This window comes from Pseudomonas sp. SIMBA_067 (assembly GCF_046534675.1).
Classification (GTDB): domain Bacteria; phylum Pseudomonadota; class Gammaproteobacteria; order Pseudomonadales; family Pseudomonadaceae; genus Aquipseudomonas; species Aquipseudomonas putida.
Window position 1 is genome coordinate 1 of sequence record NZ_JAWRYH010001129.1, and the last position, 244, is coordinate 244.

Genomic DNA, 244 nt, shown 5'->3' on the forward strand with positions numbered 1-244 from the left:
AGCGATAAACTGCTGGCAGTGGCTGACTGGCGGCAAAGCCCGCTCTTTAGCGATGAAGAATGGCTGGCGCTGGAGTACGCCGAAGCCGCAAGCGTAACGCCGCCAACGGTCGATGATGCCCTGCGTACCCGACTGGCTGCGCATTTTGACGCTCAGGCGCTCACCGAACTGACGGCATTGATCGGCCTGCAAAATCTGTCAGCCCGTTTTAATTCTGCCATGGACATTCCCGCTCAGGGGCTGT

At 59.0% G+C, this 244-nt stretch carries 1 protein-coding gene; it reads left to right on the plus strand.

Annotation, left to right across the window (positions count from 1 at the left end):
• The coding region (locus SB765_RS32810; RefSeq protein WP_410932916.1) for a carboxymuconolactone decarboxylase family protein at positions 1 to 244 on the plus strand (244 nt) is incomplete at both ends.